Origin of the sequence: Erythrobacter insulae (assembly GCF_007004095.1) — a bacterium.
GTDB classification, from domain to species: Bacteria; Pseudomonadota; Alphaproteobacteria; order Sphingomonadales; family Sphingomonadaceae; genus Erythrobacter; species Erythrobacter insulae.
In genome coordinates, this window is record NZ_VHJK01000002.1 from 255,583 (window position 1) to 269,162 (window position 13,580).

At 56.3% G+C, this 13,580-nt stretch carries 15 protein-coding genes; 8 read left to right on the forward strand and 7 right to left on the reverse strand.

The features are described from left to right. The first annotated feature begins 34 nt into the window (after positions 1-34). The 4 genes from lepB to FGU71_RS14155 all read left to right on the forward strand — a co-directional run bounded on the left by lepB (position 35) and on the right by FGU71_RS14155 (position 2,770). Positions 35-865 carry a signal peptidase I gene (gene lepB, locus FGU71_RS13815; RefSeq protein WP_142789354.1) on the forward strand — a complete coding sequence of 277 codons (831 nt, stop codon included), beginning with the start codon at positions 35-37 and terminating at the stop codon, positions 863-865. A gap of 13 nt (positions 866-878) precedes the next feature. Continuing rightward, a complete protein-coding gene (rnc, locus tag FGU71_RS13820) occupies positions 879-1,568 on the forward strand; it encodes a ribonuclease III (RefSeq protein WP_142789355.1) in 690 nt (229 codons plus the stop codon). After that, positions 1,565-2,488 carry a GTPase Era gene (gene era / locus FGU71_RS13825; protein WP_234035796.1) on the forward strand — a complete coding sequence of 308 codons (924 nt, stop codon included), beginning with the start codon at positions 1,565-1,567 and terminating at the stop codon, positions 2,486-2,488. Before rnc ends, era begins: the two co-directional genes overlap by 4 nt. Before the next feature lie 120 nt (positions 2,489-2,608). Next, positions 2,609-2,770, forward strand: coding sequence for a hypothetical protein (locus tag FGU71_RS14155; RefSeq protein WP_185960322.1), 162 nt, complete (start codon positions 2,609-2,611; stop codon positions 2,768-2,770). Positions 2,771-2,851: 81 nt separating this feature from the next. Here FGU71_RS14155 and FGU71_RS13830 read toward each other — a convergent pair whose 3' ends face one another. The 7 genes from FGU71_RS13830 to plsY form a co-directional block, all read right to left on the reverse strand. Next, entirely contained in the window at positions 2,852-3,034 is a 183-nt protein-coding gene (locus tag FGU71_RS13830; protein WP_142789356.1) for a hypothetical protein, read from the reverse strand. Between the two features lie 47 nt (positions 3,035-3,081). Then, positions 3,082-3,642: a response regulator gene (locus FGU71_RS13835; protein WP_325053193.1), complete on the reverse strand. Its 561-nt coding sequence runs from the start codon at positions 3,640-3,642 to the stop codon at positions 3,082-3,084. A gap of 38 nt (positions 3,643-3,680) precedes the next feature. After that, a complete protein-coding gene (locus tag FGU71_RS14255) occupies positions 3,681-3,977 on the reverse strand; it encodes a hypothetical protein (RefSeq protein ID WP_234035797.1) in 297 nt (98 codons plus the stop codon). A 99-nt stretch (positions 3,978-4,076) separates the two neighbouring features. After that, positions 4,077-6,656, reverse strand: a complete 2,580-nt coding sequence (topA, locus tag FGU71_RS13850) for a type I DNA topoisomerase (RefSeq protein ID WP_142789359.1) — start codon at positions 6,654-6,656, stop codon at positions 4,077-4,079. A 157-nt stretch (positions 6,657-6,813) separates the two neighbouring features. Continuing rightward, complete coding sequence (locus FGU71_RS13855) at positions 6,814-7,533, reverse strand: glycerophosphoryl diester phosphodiesterase membrane domain-containing protein (RefSeq protein ID WP_142789360.1); 720 nt, start codon at positions 7,531-7,533, stop codon at positions 6,814-6,816. A 28-nt stretch (positions 7,534-7,561) separates the two neighbouring features. Further along, a complete protein-coding gene (gene dprA / locus FGU71_RS13860; protein WP_142789361.1) occupies positions 7,562-8,692 on the reverse strand; it encodes a DNA-processing protein DprA in 1,131 nt (376 codons plus the stop codon). Then, positions 8,689-9,303 carry a glycerol-3-phosphate 1-O-acyltransferase PlsY gene (plsY, locus tag FGU71_RS13865; protein WP_142789363.1) on the reverse strand — a complete coding sequence of 205 codons (615 nt, stop codon included), beginning with the start codon at positions 9,301-9,303 and terminating at the stop codon, positions 8,689-8,691. The genes dprA and plsY overlap by 4 nt, the downstream gene beginning before the upstream one ends. A gap of 148 nt (positions 9,304-9,451) precedes the next feature. Here plsY and murI point away from each other — a divergent pair, with 148 nt between their 5' ends. The 4 genes from murI to FGU71_RS13885 all read left to right on the forward strand — a co-directional run bounded on the left by murI (position 9,452) and on the right by FGU71_RS13885 (position 13,561). Further along, a complete protein-coding gene (murI, locus tag FGU71_RS13870; RefSeq protein ID WP_407644414.1) occupies positions 9,452-10,192 on the forward strand; it encodes a glutamate racemase in 741 nt (246 codons plus the stop codon). 115 nt (positions 10,193-10,307) lie between these two features. Further along, a complete protein-coding gene (gene hemA, locus FGU71_RS13875) occupies positions 10,308-11,528 on the forward strand; it encodes a 5-aminolevulinate synthase (protein WP_142789367.1) in 1,221 nt (406 codons plus the stop codon). A gap of 31 nt (positions 11,529-11,559) precedes the next feature. After that, the gene (locus tag FGU71_RS13880) at positions 11,560-12,417 is read left to right on the forward strand and encodes a TauD/TfdA dioxygenase family protein (protein ID WP_142789369.1); all 858 of its coding nucleotides are present in this window, start codon (positions 11,560-11,562) and stop codon (positions 12,415-12,417) included. Between the two features lie 100 nt (positions 12,418-12,517). Further along, complete coding sequence (locus FGU71_RS13885) at positions 12,518-13,561, forward strand: hypothetical protein (protein WP_142789371.1); 1,044 nt, start codon at positions 12,518-12,520, stop codon at positions 13,559-13,561. Positions 13,562-13,580 lie beyond the last annotated feature (19 nt).

Sequence of the window (13,580 nt, forward strand, 5' to 3'; positions counted from 1 at the left end):
GCGCGTTGTGTGGGTGCGAGTAAGGGGGCGGGCGATGAATGTTAAGACACAAACTGCGGTTACGGACGTATCGGTTGAAAATACCGCGTCGGAAAGCTGGTCGAGCTTTGTCAAATTCGTCCTGAAGCTGGTTTTGGCGGTGCTTATCTTCCGCATCTGCATCTTTTCGCCCTTTTCGATCCCGAGCGAAAGCATGCTGCCACGCCTGATGAACGGGGATTACCTGCTCGCGGCAAAATGGTCTTACGGGTTTTCGGGCAACTCGTTGCCGTTCGATCTTGGCCTTCCGAAAGGGCGGATACTGGCCAGCGAGCCGGAACGCGGTGATTTGGTGATATTTAAACATCCGATCGACAACACCGATTACATCAAACGTGTAATCGCCCTGCCCGGCGATACAATTGCGGTGTCTGGCGGACAGTTGGTGCTGAACGGGAAACGCATCGCGCGCGAACAAATCGGCGATTTTACGCTTGAAGAATCGCCCAATACGGGATGTGCATGGGGCGGCGAAACCTCATGGGACAGCGCCGATAATCGGATCTGCAATTACCTCCAATTCAAAGAGACACTGCCCGGCGGCAGAAGCTTTAACGTGCTGGATTTCGGCGTGACCCAGGGGGACGATTTCAAGGGCGTGACAATCCCCGATGGCCAGATGTTTGTGATGGGTGACAACCGCGATAATTCACGCGATAGCCGGTTTAGAGCCGCAGCAGGCGATGCCGTTGGCCTTGTCCCGCAGGACAATCTGGTTGGCCGAGCAAGCGTGATCATCTGGTCAACCGACGGCAGTGCCGAGTGGGCGAAACCGTGGACGTGGTTTTCGGCTGCGCGCTGGGGCCGGATCGGGAATGTGCTATGATCGTTCTGTTATCATGACGCAGCTTAAACCAGAAACACGCGCATGGCTTAATGCCACCGGCTTTGCAGTCCATTCTGAAGCTCCGTGGCTTGAGGCGCTGACCCATGGCAGCTTCAACGGCGGGGCTAACGCGGCGAGCGAGGCCGATTACCAGCGACTGGAATTTCTCGGCGATCGCGTGCTCGGCCTGTCGGTAGCAGCTTGGCTTTACCGCGCAGGAGACGCCCCCGAAGGCCGCCTTTCCCAGCGTCTGAACGCATTGGTAAGCGGCGCGACCTGTGCGCGGATCGCCCGAAATGTGGCGCTGCCCGATCACATCCGGCTGGGCAAACAGGCGCGCGAGGATGGCGGCGCGGATAGCGACAATATCCTCGGTGACGTGATGGAGGCTCTGATCGGCGCAAGCTTCATCGAACACGGATACGAAGCCACTCGCGATGTCATTTACAGCCTGTGGGCAGAGGAATTGTCGGGCGATTCCGGTAAAGCCAAACATCCCAAAAGCGCGCTGCAGGAATGGGCGGCCGGTAATCGCCGCGCTATGCCCAATTACGAGGTAATCGATCGCAGCGGCCCCGATCATGCCGCGAGTTTCACAGTTCAAGTCAGCATTCATGGCGTCGGCACAGCCGCAGGCATCGCATCAAGCAAAAGCGCAGCAGAAAAGCGCGCAGCAAAAGCATTTCTGGAGGAATTCGGGTGACTACAAACGAAGCGCCAATCCAAGGCGGATCAACCCAATGCGGCGTCGTCGCAGTATTGGGCGCTCCCAATGCCGGCAAATCGACATTGGTAAACCAGCTGGTCGGACAAAAGGTCGCGATTACATCTGCCAAAGCGCAAACGACGCGCGCGCGAATGCTGGGCATCGCATTGTTCGGTCAGGTACAAATGATTCTGGTCGACACACCCGGCATCTTTGAACCCAAACGCCGGCTTGATCGCGCCATGGTCAGCGCAGCTTGGGAAGGCGCACAAAGCGCCGATGCCATTTTGCTGCTGGTTGATCCGATCAAACAGCGGCGGCATGAATTGATCCCGTTGATTGAAGCGCTGGAGAACCGGCCTGAAAAGAAAATCCTGGTTCTGAACAAGGTCGACAAGGCGAAAAAAGAGCCCCTGCTCGCGCTGGCCGAAGAGCTTTCGCAGCGTGTCGCATTTGACCAGATTTTTTTCGTATCGGCATTGTCGGGCGACGGTGTTCCCGAGATGAAGGAATTTCTGGCGAAATCTATGCCCGCTGGCCCCTGGATGTATCCTGAAGATCAGGTCTCCGATGCGTCTGAACGCTTGCTCGCCGCAGAAGTCACTCGCGAACAGCTTTACGCGCAGCTGCACGAGGAACTGCCCTATGATGCCGCTGTACGCCCCGAAAGCTACACTGTGCGCCCCGACGGCAGCGTCGAAGTGCGCCAGCAGATTGTGATCGCCCGCGACAGCCAGAAACCAATTGTGCTGGGCAAAGGCGGCCAACGTATCAAAGCCATCGGAGAGGCCGCACGGACCGAACTGGCGGAAATCCTGGGTGTGAAGGTCCACCTGTTCTTGCACGTCAAAGTCAGCGAGGGTTGGTCCGATGACAAGGAAGTGTTCGAGGAAATGGGGCTCGATTGGGTGAAATAGCAGACCCGCTGTTGATCGCACTTACTGTCTAGCGCAGGCGTACTAGGCTGTTTGCCCAATCGTCAGACATCAAGACACGCCCCTATTCTACAGTCCTCATCATCAAAAGGAGAGATGACTGTGAATACGATCCTAGACTTGAATGTAATTGAAATCTCGTCCGTCGCTGGCGGCAACCCGGAAGATGGCCAGAGCTGGTACGATTATCTGAATGACCGGTTTCCCGGCGGCGAATGGGTAGGCAACAGCTTTTTCCCAAATGGCGCGCCTGAATTTCCATAAATTCGGCTTTTAGTAGCGTGCATACGGCAGTGCGAAACACAGCTTTCGCGCTGCCGTTTCATTTGCAAAACCGGATTGCGGTTAGCGCTTCTTTGCGATTTTGATCTTTTGCTGACGGGCGAAACTCTTGGTCGAATCTTCGCTTCGATTAAGGGCTTTGGCGATTTGCTTAAGGCCTTGCCCTTTCGATGCGAGCAATTGCAATCGCCCTGCCTCTTCGGCATTCCATGGCTGCTTGTGGCGTTCGAAGTTTTCTTTGCCCATCTGTGCGGCCTATCGCCGTGGCACAGTCTTGGCGAGGGATTAGTTGATCAACCGCGGTGAAATTTTTCGAGCTTGGCGCGCAATGCCGTCTCGTCAAATGGTTTGATGATGTAATCGTCCGCGCCTGCTCCGATGCCTTCGTGGATGTCTTTTGCCTCTCCGTTGGACGTACAAAACATCACAATGGGTTCTTTGGGCGTCGGAATTGCGCGCAGCTGGCGAACAAATTCGATCCCGTCCATTTCAGGCATGTTCCAATCGGTCAGAACCACTGCCGGCATAGATTTCTTGCAACGGGCCAGAGCTTCTTCGCCATTCTCCGCTTCGATCGGCACATAGCCGAGACTTCTTGCGATCTTCGAAGAGACTTTGCGGATCACCCGGCTGTCATCAACGATCAGACAGACTTTGGCCGTCTGTTTGGGTGTTTCTACACCATCGAAACGGCCGCGCATGGCTTTCGCTTGTTCAACTATAGCGTCCGTTGCAGATTCGTCTGAGCCAGCACGAGCCGCCTCAATTGCTTCGGCGACGTCTTCTGGCGTGTCGACAGGCTGCACGTCTTCACGGGCCTGTGTCAGCCGTTCGGCCAGCGTCTTGCCGTCCATGACATGCTTGTTGCGATTGGGACCGGCGTTGCGTTTGATTAAATTTTGAATGGTTCGTGCTCCCCGCCCAGTGTCGCGAAATTGGTTTCGCCGTGCAAAGGATGAGCGCCATCGGATTCTGTGCCGACCTCGCCCGGTGTCATTCGAATATGCAGATAGGGCATCCAGATGTCGCCATATTCGGCCTTTTGGTACCAAACATCGAGCACATCATAGCTCGCCCACATGCCATCAGGTTCGCGCAGACGCAGCCCCTCACCAATGCGCGGAACAGCCGCAAAGCGGATGCGCTCCTGGTTTTGGTGGGTCTCGTTTTGAACTTCGATTTCAATCACGTGTCTTGGCCCTCGATATCGAGACACGTGTTACGGAGAAATACTAAAGGATTTATGAGCGCCCGCTTCGCTTTTTCAAAATGAGCGCAGCAGTGGTGTTCACGCGTCCTTTGCCGGTGCCTTTTTCTTGGCTGGAGCCTTCTTTTTAGCCGCCGGTTTTTTGGTTGCAGCCTTTTTCTTGGGCGCGGCTTTTTTGCGGCCCTTTTTCTTGGCTGGCGCTTTGGCTGCACGCGCGTCAATCAGCTCGATAGCCTGCGCAGCTTCGACATCTTCAGGCTTCACATCTTTCGGGATCGTCGCGTTGACATTGCCGTCGGTGACATAGGGGCCATAACGGCCCGGCATCACCTTGATCTCTCCGCCGCTGGTCGGGTGTTCGCCCAAAACCTTGATCGGTTCCGCCTTGCCGCGTGAACCGCCCTTGCGATTGGCGGCCTCGGCAAGCAACGCGACCGCCGCGTTCATGCCCGTGTCGAACACATCGCGAGTGCTGGTCAACTTGGCATATTTGCCGTCATGGCGAAGATATGGGCCGTAACGTCCGATGGCCGCTTCGATTTCATTCCCTGTTTCAGGGTGCGCGCCCACGATGCGCGGCAGATCGAGCAGCTTGATCGCCCATTCAAGGTCAAAATCGTCAAGGTCTTTCGGGATCGACGCGCGTTTCTTTTTATCGTCCACTTCCATTTCGACATACGGACCAAAACGGCCTGATTTGCGATGGATTTCTGCCCCGGTTTCGGGATGTTCGCCCATCAAACCGTCTTCGGCAGGATCTGCGCCATCAGCGCCGGGCTGGGCGAACCGGCGGGTGTATTTGCATTCAGGATAATTCTGACACGCGATGAACGCACCAAAACGCCCGCCGCGCAGGTTCAACTTGCCGCCTTCTCGACCTTCCTGATCACATAGCGGGCAGAAACGCGCATCTTTGCCGTCTTCGCGTTCTGGAAAGAGATAGTCGGACAGATACTCGTCGAGCACTTCGGTGATTTCGCTCGGCAGTTTTTCCATGACCTCTTCGGTCTTGGGTTTGAAATCTTTCCAGAATTTCGTCAGCAGAACTTTATAATCTTCGCGCCCGTCAGACACGACATCCAGTTCGTCTTCCATTCCGGCGGTAAAATCATAGGCGACATAGGTCGGGAAAAACCGTTCGAGGAATGCTGTGAGCAAACGCCCGCTTTCCTCTGCGTGGAAACGGGTTTTTTCCATCCGCACATAGTCGCGATCGCGCAGTGTCTGAATGGTCGAGGCATATGTCGATGGGCGGCCAATCCCGAGTTCTTCGAGCCGTTTGACGAGCGATGCCTCAGAAAAACGCGGGGGCGGCTGCGTGAAGTGTTGATTGGCCTCAACCGCAGTCTTGGCCGGTGCATCGCCATCTTTCATCGCTGGCAACAGGCCGTCATCATCGTCGTCTGATTTGTCGTCAAAACCTTCCTGATAAACCGCGAAGAAGCCCGGAAATTTAACGACTTGCCCGGTGGCGCGCAGTTCATGCTGGCCGGTGGCATCGCGCAGGGTAACTGTGGTGCGTTCAAGCTGGGCCGAGGACATCTGGCTCGCCATGGCGCGCTTGAAAATCAGCGAATAAAGCTTTGCCTCATCGCCTGTGCCCGCTTTATCGCGCGTAAAATTGGTTGGGCGGATTGCTTCGTGCGCTTCCTGAGCGTTCTTGGCTTTAGAGCTGTAAAAGCGCGGTTTTTCCGGGCGATATTCGCTCGCAAAACGCTCTTCAATCGCGTCGCGTGCGGCCATGATGGCCGACATGTCCATCTGCACACCATCGGTACGCATATATGTGATGGCACCTGCTTCATACAGTGACTGCGCGAGACGCATCGTGTGGCTCGCAGAAAAGCCGAGCTTGCGCGATGCCTCCTGTTGCAGGGTTGACGTGGTAAATGGCGGCGATGGATTGCGTTTGAACGGTTTGGTTTCGACGCCTTCGACCGTAAAGCGCCCGCTCTCAACCGCGGCCTTGGCCTCCATCGCAATGCCTTCGGCACCGAGGCTGAGCTTGTCCAGCTTTTCGCCTTTATACCGAACCAACCGTGCATCGAATTCGGTGCCATCGTGTTGAAGTTTGGCCAGTACCGACCAGTATTCATCCGGCCTGAACGCTTCGATTTCGCGCTCACGATCTACGATCAGACGCAGCGCAACCGATTGCACACGGCCAGCGGACTTTGCACCGGGCAGCTTGCGCCAGAGCACTGGCGACAAGGTAAAGCCGAACAGGTAATCAAGCGCGCGGCGCGCAAGATACGCATCGATCAAGGGCTGATCGAGCTCGCGCGGTGATTTCATGGCCTCGGTAACGGCAGATTTGGTAATCGCGTTGAAGGTCACGCGGTCGACCTTCGCCGGCAGGTTCTTGCGCTTTCTCAGCAGCTCTTGAACATGCCAGCTGATCGCTTCGCCTTCGCGGTCAGGGTCGGTCGCGAGGACCAGCCGGTCTGCATCCTTGGCTGCGTCGCTGATTTCCTTGAACCGCTTTTGTTTGTCGCGGTACAATTCCCAATCCATCTCGAAATCGTCATCGGGACGGACGCTGCCATCCTTGGGAGGCAAATCACGGACATGGCCGTAGCTAGCCAGAACCTTAAAATCCTTACCCAGATATTTTTCGATAGTCTTCGCCTTGGCTGGCGATTCAACGATGACAAGCTGCATGATGGTCTAATCTTTGTCCCTACATGTGTACGTACGCGCGAGAGTGGGGTCGGCGTTCGTAAAGCGTCAAGAGCCTATTCGAATGTTCGTGTAACTTCTTTAGGCCCCTTCATTTGCAGGGCGTATAGAGCAACGCGAGGCAATGTCAGCCTCGCATTTAGGCGAAAACCTCGCTCAGCTCTTTCGTTTCGTTGTGACAAAGCCGAAATACCGCCACAGCGAACGCGATGAAAAGCGCCGACATCAGAGCGTCGGTCACGGCAGAAGCGATCAGAGTTGGCGCCCCGATAAACCCGGACAACATGGCAGAAGCACCGCCCAAAACCGCCCCAGTTACGAAGGTCACGATCAGCAAAATGATCATAGTCCCGAGGATCGACCACGCGGAGCCGCTCGTCGCCTCCCAGCTTTCGCCAAAAGTGTCCATCGCAGGCGATTTGGCTTCAATCACCAACGGCAGGACAATCGACCAACGCACAATAAGAATGATTCCAGGCACAATCAAAAGGATCAATCCAAACCCGATGCCCAATGTGGCGAGGATGTAAATGCCCGCCCACGGCCAGAATCGCTGGAAACCGGGCGACGGATCGCGCGCCATCAACGCAGCGTAAAACCAGTAGGTCAGCGCAATACTGACAAGCCACAGTGCAAGGTACAGCGCGGCAAGACCAGCTCCAACCGCAAGCAGATTTTCTGTGAAATTTATGTCGAAACCGAAATCAAAGCCATCGCCCGGCGATCCAACGTCAAGCCAGTTAAACGACGCGGTGATTGGCACCATGACGGCGAGGAAAATTCCAAATATCCGCCCATTCGACTTCAGCTCCCAAAAAGTCTGATTGAGCATGTTGGATAATGTCAGCGGCTGTTTCATCGCATGATCCTGTGCGCGGCTTCCCGCCTTATTGGGCTGGACCGGTCAAACTAACAGAACCGCCGCCATGGCGTTCGAGTTCCCCAGTGATTTCAAGCTCTAGCAGAGCCATATGCACCGAGGCCGCATCGCCTCCTGATTGACGGATCAGCTCATCAACTGAGATTGGCGCAGTGGAAAGCAGGCTGGCCACATCATCCTTTGCGTAAGACGGATTGGCCGCTGCAAGTTCGCTGTAATCGAAATCCTGAGATTCTTCGGCCACCCGGAATGTCGAACGCGGTGCGCCGGTAAAACCTTGCAACAGCTCGATAACTTCCTCTGCTGATTGGACAAGGACAGCCCCGTCACGGATCAGCTGATTGCAACCGAGGGAGCGCGTATCAAGCGGCGAACCCGGTATCGCCATAACCTCGCGGCCTGCCTCTCCAGCGAGGCGCGCGGTGATCAATGTGCCTGATTTTGGGGCTGCTTCCACCACTAAAGTCCCGCTCGCCAGACCTGCGATGATGCGGTTGCGGCTGGGAAAATGGCGCCCGCGCGGTTCGGTACCGGGTGGCTGTTCTGCAATCAGCAAACCTTCGGAGGCGATGCGTTCTTGCAGATCGGCGTGCTGCGGCGGATATGCAATTTCGATCCCGCTTGCGATGACGCCAATCGTGCGCGGAAATGCCCCCTCATGACTTGCCCCGTCGATGCCCCGAGCAAGGCCCGATACGACGGTAAAGCCGGCTTCGGAAAGCGCGCCGGCGAAATTGCGGGCCAGCTTGACCGAAGCGGCGCTCGCATTGCGCGCACCGACCATCGCGACGCATGGCCGGGATGCCAGCGACAGATCGCCGCGGCATGTGATTATCGGCGGCGCGCTTTCGATCTGCGCGAGCAATTCGGGATAATCGCCCTGATCATGAAACAGATAACGCGCGCCAGCTTTGCGAACGGCATTGACCTCTGCCTCTATCCGGTCAGGCGATGCCGCACGGTACGCAGTTTTGCCCCTACTCGCGAGGTCTGGCAGCGCCTCAAGCGCGGCCTCTGCTGTGCCAAAGCGGGCGAGCAGCTGTGCGTAGCTGACCGGGCCGATATTGGGCGAGCGCAGCAGGCGAATACGGGCGAATGCCTCCGCCTGCGTTAGCGAAGAAGACGCCGTTTCATTCACTTTCCAGCGCCAACCTTCGGCTCTTCACCGCGTATCAACCGCCCGATATTGGCGCGGTGTTGGATTAAAACAATTACGGCAATCGCGATCAATGGGACGATTACAGCCGGGTATCCCATCGCAAATCCCGCCACAGGCGCGGCAACAACTGTCGTCATCGAAGAAACCGAAGAAATGCGGCTGATCGCAAGGGTCGCGGCCCAGATCGCTGCGCTGACAAGCATCACGGGCCACGCCAAGGCGAGCAGCACACCGGCGGCGGTGGCAAAGCCTTTTCCGCCTTTGAATTTGAGCCACGGTGTAAAGCAATGTCCGGCAACAGCAGCAATGGCCGCAATGCCGCCCAAATCGCTCCAAAACCCCGGTGCGGTGGCTTGGTCCTGAACAAACAAGATCGGCGCGATTAGCACCGGAAGCGCGCCTTTGGCTGCGTCTAACAGGACTGTTGCGGCAGCCAGCCCTTTGTTGCCTGTGCGCAGCACATTGGTCGCGCCGATGCTCCCGCTGCCAATGTCGCGCACATCGCCCAGGCCGGCGGCTTTGGTTAGTAAAAGACCGAAGGGTATCGATCCGCATACAAAGCCCAGCAATGCTGCAAAAATCGGTTCCATTATGGTCCTTCAGTCAAATGCTTGGTTCACTTTTGCCTGTGCCTAAGTAATAGACCGGGGAACGGCAAGTTCGCACTGGATAAATAGAGCCATTACCGATCCATCCTCTCCTATACTGATCCTAGATACCGGCGTCGGCGGGCTGACGGTGTTGGAAGAGCTGCGCCATGCGCTGCCCGATGCTCCGGTGATTTTCGCCGCTGATCAGGCGGGTCTGCCATATGGCACTAAGACCGAAGCCGAAGTCGCAGCGCGCGTGTGCGGTCTGCTGGGCCGGATGGCAGAGCGGTATCGTCCGCGCTTGATCTGCATCGCCTGTAACACGGCCAGCACAATCGCCTTGGGAATGGTGCGCGATGTTCTGGAAATCCCGATTGTAGGCACTGTGCCCGCTATCAAACCCGCCGCGGCCCAGACAAAGACCGGGACCATTGGTCTGCTCGGAACCGAAGCGACAATTCGGCAGGCATATGTAGACAATCTTGAGCGCGAATTTGCGGCAGGCAAAGTCCTGATCCGCCATGCGGCTCCGGGCCTGGTTGAACCAGCCGAGGCCAAATTACGCGGGCAACCGGTGGATCAGGCAGAGATAAAAGCAGCGATTGCCGGCCTGCTTGCCAAACCCGGTGCAGAATCAATCGATACTGTCGTGCTGGCTTGCACCCACTTTCCGCTTCTGCGGTCGGAATTGGCGCAGGTGCTTGGCGATCATGTAAGCTTGATTGACGGCGCCAAGGGAATTGCGCGGCGGATTGTCACGCTGACCCAAGGACAGGATTTCGCCGCCGGGCACCCGGATTTCGCCGTGACGACAGGCCCCCTTGAAAGCTTCAAAGCGCTCTCGCCTGCTCTTGCCAAGCTTGGCATCAATGAAATCCGCGAATTCTAGCTGCGAGTCGATTGCAAAGATCGCGGTGGCAAACGGGGAACCGATTGCCTAGTTCTATCGCTATAAAAGTCCGCCATTGCCGGCATCCGGAAAAACGACGCGCGCGAGAACACACGTGAACTACGATCAGATTTTCAACACTGCGATTGACCAGCTTCACGAAGAAGGCCGTTACCGGGTCTTTATCGATATCATGCGCACCAAAGGCGCGTATCCGAACGCACGCTGTTTCCACGGCCACAACGGGCCGAAACCGATCACCGTGTGGTGCTCGAATGATTACCTTTGCATGGGCCAACATGAAAAGGTCATCGGCGCGATGGAGAACGCATTGCATGATGTCGGTGCAGGCTCAGGCGGCACGCGCAATATCGGCGGCAACACGCACCTTCATGTTGAGCTGGAAAAAGAGCTGGCCCAGCTGCACGGAAAAGACAGCGCTTTGACTTTCACAAGCGGTTACGTGTCGAATGACGCGACCCTTTCAACACTGGGCAAGCTGTTGCCGGGCTGTGTGATATTCTCCGACGCTTTGAACCATGCCAGCATGATCGCGGGAATTCGCAATTCTGGCTGTGAAAAACGCGTTTTCCGCCACAATGATATGGCGCATCTCGAAGAAATGCTCGCCGCAGAAGACCCCGAAGCGCCCAAAGTGATCGCGTTTGAAAGCGTGTATTCGATGGAAGGCGACGTCGCGCCGATCCACGCGATCTGCGACCTCGCCGAGAAATACAACGCGCTCACGTACATCGATGAAGTTCACGCTGTTGGCATGTATGGCGAGAATGGCGGCGGCATTTCGCAACGCGATAATGCGGCGCACCGGATAGACATTATCGAAGGCACACTGGGCAAAGCGTTTGGGGTGATGGGCGGCTATATCGCGGCCGATACCCGGATCGTCGATTGCATCCGGTCCTATGCACCCGGTTTCATTTTCACCACTTCGCTATCGCCAGTGCTGGTCGCCGGAGTGCTGGCATCGGTAAAGCACCTCAAATCGTCCAGCGTAGAACGCAATGCGCAGCAACAGGCTGCCGCGATGCTCAAGCTGAAATTTGCAGAAGCGGGTTTGCCAGTCATGGACAGCGTTACCCACATCGTGCCGCTGATGGTGGGCGACCCGATCCGCGCCAAGAAGATCAGCGATATTCTGCTCGCGGAATACGGGGTCTATGTCCAACCGATCAATTTCCCCACCGTACCTCGCGGCACAGAACGTCTGCGATTTACACCTGGCCCCAATCACAGTGAAATCATGATGGACGAGCTGACAGATGCTCTTGTCGAAATCTGGGACCGGCTCGATATGGAATTGCGCAAAGCCGCCTGATCGCGCATCCTCCCTGTTGAGGGAGAAAGAAATGGCCACCACGTTTGACCGCACGGCGTACGATACAGGCGCGCTCGATATCAGGCCCCTAACACCGGCTATCGGAGCGGAAATTCGCGGAATCGATCTGTCGGCATCTGATGTTGGCAAACGGGTTCCAGAAATTCGGACTGCCCTGCTTAATCATGGGGTTATCTTTTTTCGAGATCAGGATCTTAGCCAAGAGCAGCATATCGCTTTTGCGCGCCATTTTGGTGATCTGGAAGTTCACCCGGCGACACCCAAAGATCAGCCAAACCCAGAGGTTCTGCGCATCTCGCATGGGCCCAGGAGCCGGGGTCAGGAGAATTACTGGCATTCTGACGTCACGTGGCGGGAAAAACCTTCGCTCGGCAGTATTCTGTTAGCGCGTGAGGTGCCCGAATGCGGCGGCGACACTCTATTTGCCAACATGCATCTCGCTTACGAGCGCCTGTCCGACAAAATGAAAGAGTTTTGCGAGGGCCTTACAGCCGTTCACGATATCAGCAGAGTGTTTGCCAAACGATTGGGCAAAGCGCCCGAAGACTTGCACGAGAAATTTCCGCCGGTACGCCATCCAGTTATCCGGACCCACCCCGAAACAGGCGAACGGGTAATTTACGTCAACACCGCCTTTACTTCGCATATCGAAGGCGTGTCGAACGAAGAAAGCCAGTGGCTGCTTGCCCACCTCTACAAGACCGCGATGGATGCCGAAATCCAATGCCGGTTCCAATGGAAAGCGGGATCGATTGCATTCTGGGACAACCGCGTGTGCCAGCATTTGGCAGTCTCCGATTACTTCCCTGATCGCCGGGTGATGGAGCGCGTCACAGTCGAGGGCGATGCGCCCTACTTCAAAATATAGCTCGCTGAATGCCTCATAAATCTGTGCTGATGTCGCTGTGATACATTGGGTTTTTACTGCCTGAGAATAACTCCCAGCGCTTGGGATCGCAGGAGGGATTATGAAACGTATCAGAAATTTGGGCGCGGCTGCGCTGGCACTGGCTTTGGTTGCATGCGGAGGCGGGGGTGGCAGTTCCCCTCCCCCTCAAACAGGAGGCGGCAGCTCTGGCGGCGGCAGTTCCGGTGGCGGAACACCCGCCCCATCGCCCGCACCAACATACACCGAATTTGCAAGCCTGACCGGCAATCAGACATTTCAGAGCGCCTGTTCAGGCTTCGAACTGGGCTTTAACTTTGCCACGTTCCCGTCGACTTCGTTCACGAACGGGTTCGGCTTTGACTTTACCGCAGCGACCGACGTGTGGACCATTTCGCCCGCGACAGGTTTTTCCGCTTTCGATGCGAACCTTTCATTTGGATCGGCTGATTTGCAAAGCTCTTCGGCAGAGGGAACAGCGAGCTATCGGAGACAGGATGCCAACGGACAAACCGAACTGTTTCGGTACGGGTTCGTGTCTTCGCTTTCTCCAGCACCGGCATACGCAAGAAGCCTGCAACTTTCCGCGATTCTACCAAACGGCAATCGCGGGATATTCCGTTGCACCTTTGGCGTAACCACTCAGCTAAGCGATCCAATTCCGACCGTGACAGCGTCAAGCGGGTTTATATCATATGGCAGTTACAGCATCGAAGGCGATGCCTACGTAAGAGCCTCAGACGGAACGACGCAGCAATTCTCGCTGGACCGCTCAAACATAGATTTCCGAGCGAATCCTGCGGATGGATCGATCCGGGTTGGAATAGAAGCAATCGGCCGGGAATTCCTTTCAACCGGAGCTCTTTCTGATCAGGAAACAGCGCTCGGAACTGCGCAGGGCGACACGTCCATCGATGGATCCGAACAGAATTTCTCGGGCCTAATGAATGGCACAAGTCCTGACGGCAATTTCTTTGGCGGAGGGTTCGGAGGCTGGTTCTTTGGACCCCAGGGCGCAGAGCTCGGGATGGTATTCGAATTCTTCATCAACCGCGCGGATGGGTCGGTTGTGATTATGTCAGGCGTCGTCACCGGCACTGGACAGGATGAATTCGTCCCGGTTTAAACCCAGCGCAATCAGCGGT

Coding starts and splice junctions, on each gene's coding strand:
- FGU71_RS13880 (WP_142789369.1), top strand. CDS start 11,560: ATGGCCACCACGTTTGACCGCACGGCGTACGATACAGGCGCGCTCGAT.
- FGU71_RS13835 (WP_325053193.1), bottom strand. CDS start 3,642: ATGGACGGCAAGACGCTGGCCGAACGGCTGACACAGGCCCGTGAAGAC.
- FGU71_RS13885 (WP_142789371.1), top strand. CDS start 12,518: ATGAAACGTATCAGAAATTTGGGCGCGGCTGCGCTGGCACTGGCTTTG.
- topA (WP_142789359.1), bottom strand. CDS start 6,656: ATGCAGCTTGTCATCGTTGAATCGCCAGCCAAGGCGAAGACTATCGAA.
- FGU71_RS13855 (WP_142789360.1), bottom strand. CDS start 7,533: ATGAAACAGCCGCTGACATTATCCAACATGCTCAATCAGACTTTTTGG.
- rnc (WP_142789355.1), top strand. CDS start 879: ATGACGCAGCTTAAACCAGAAACACGCGCATGGCTTAATGCCACCGGC.
- FGU71_RS13830 (WP_142789356.1), bottom strand. CDS start 3,034: ATGGGCAAAGAAAACTTCGAACGCCACAAGCAGCCATGGAATGCCGAA.
- lepB (WP_142789354.1), top strand. CDS start 35: ATGAATGTTAAGACACAAACTGCGGTTACGGACGTATCGGTTGAAAAT.
- plsY (WP_142789363.1), bottom strand. CDS start 9,303: ATGGAACCGATTTTTGCAGCATTGCTGGGCTTTGTATGCGGATCGATA.